At 65.3% G+C, this 1,886-nt stretch carries 1 protein-coding gene; it reads right to left on the reverse strand.

The features are described from left to right. Positions 1-198: 198 nt before the first annotated feature. Positions 199-1,593: a signal recognition particle protein Srp54 gene (locus tag SD626R_RS12600; protein WP_092566695.1), complete on the reverse strand. Its 1,395-nt coding sequence runs from the start codon at positions 1,591-1,593 to the stop codon at positions 199-201. Positions 1,594-1,886: the final 293 nt, after the last annotated feature.

Raw genomic sequence — 1,886 nt, forward strand, 5'->3', positions numbered from 1 at the left:
GGACCGCAGCGAGCGCATCGAGTCCTCGCGGCTGGGGCTTTGGAGATGTTCACCGCGGGGGAGTTACTCTCGTACCACCGAGCGGCTGGGGCTTTGGAAGGGGTTTCCTTATAAACGACAGCGATGGCTTACAAATAAGCGACCGAGCATCGCTCGGTCACGTATAAACGAGCGAGCAAGCCACCGACGGGTGAGTAGTTAGAACGGTCCCTTGCCACCGCCCATCATGTCGCCGAGACCGCCGCCGCCCTCGCCGCCCATCTTCTTCATCATGCGCTGCATGTCCCCCTCGCCCATCCCCTGGAACTGGCCGATCGTCTCCTCCATCATCGAGTGCTGTTCGAGGAGCTGCCGGACGGTCTCCTCGTCGGTACCGGAACCGCGGGCGATCCGCTCGGTGCGCGACTGGCCGACGACGCGGGGGTTCGTCAGCTCCTCCTCGGTCATCGAGTCCATGATGCGCTCGAACCTGCGCATCCGGTCCTGAGTGACGTCCATCGCGTCGTCCGGGAGCTGGTCCATCATCCCGCCGCCCATGCCGGGGATCATGTCCATCACCTGGTCGAGGGGACCCATCCGGTTCATCGCGTCCATCTGCTTTTTCATGTCCTTCAGGGTGAACTCGCCCTGGAGCATGTCCTCGGGGTCCCAGTCCTCGTCCTCCTCTTGAGCCTCCTCCATGGCGCGCTCGACGCGCTCGGAGAGCTGCTTGAGGTCGCCCATCCCGAGCAGCCGCGAGATGAAGCCGGAGGGCTCGAACCGCTCGATGTCCTGGACCGTCTCGCCGGTCCCGAGGAAGGCGATGGAGGAGTCGGTCTCGTTGACCGCCGTCAGCGCGCCCCCGCCCTTCGCGGTCCCGTCGAGCTTGGTGATCATCACGCCCTCGATGCCGATCGACGACTCGAACTGGCGGGCCTGCTCCTTCGCGCCCTGTCCGATGGCGGCGTCGAGCACGAGGAGCGAGCGGTCGGGGTCGACGGCCGACTCGATCTCTTCGATCTCCGCGATGAGGTCGTCTTCGAGCGCGTGGCGCCCGGCCGTGTCGACGATGTGCACGTCCGCGTCTTCGGTCTCTTCGAGGCCGGTCCGCGCGATGTCGACCGGGTCGTCGTTGTCGGGGTTCCCGTAGAAGTCGACCTCCGCGCGCTCGCACATCTGCTTGGCCTGGTCGTACGCGCCCGGCCGGAAAGTGTCGGTCTGGATCACCGCGGGGCGGAGCCCCTTCTTCGAGAACCACCAGGCCATCTTCGCCGCGGAGGTGGTCTTCCCCGACCCCTGGAGACCGGCGAGGAGGATCGTCTGGTTTTCGAGGGGGAGCTCGGTGGAGTCACCCACCAGATCGACCATCTCCTCGTAGACGATCTTGAGAACGTGGTCCTTCGCGGTCGTGCCGCCCGGCGGCTCCTCTTCGAGCGCGCGGGTCTTTATCGAGTCCGACAGCTCCATCACGAGGGAGACGTCGACGTCGGCGGAGAGGAGCGAACGCTGGATCTCCTTGACGATCTCCTCGACGTCGCTCTCGGAGAGGCGGGTCTTCCCCTGGAGCTTGTCGAGGCTGCCCCGCAGAGACGAACCGAGGTCGTCGAGTACCATTTGCCGGAGCTAGGCGGGCGACGCGGTAAAGCTTTGTTCGTCGGCGTCGGCGAAGAGTATGTCGCTGATCGCGGATCCTCGCCGAACGCCTCCGAAGCCCCAGCTGCTCGGCGATACGTATTTGGACGAGGGTTGGGGGTGAACACTCCCAAAGCCCCAGCCGCTCGGTGGTACGAGAGTTGCTCCTCCACGGTGAACATCTCCAAAGCCCCAGCCGCGAGGACTCGATGCGCTCGCTGCGGTCCTCAGTCGCTCGTTTCACTCGCTCCTTGCGGTCCTTTCGTCGCGCGTCT

The sequence above is a fragment of the Halorubrum sp. SD626R genome (assembly GCF_001261915.1).
Taxonomy (GTDB): domain Archaea; phylum Halobacteriota; class Halobacteria; order Halobacteriales; family Haloferacaceae; genus Halorubrum.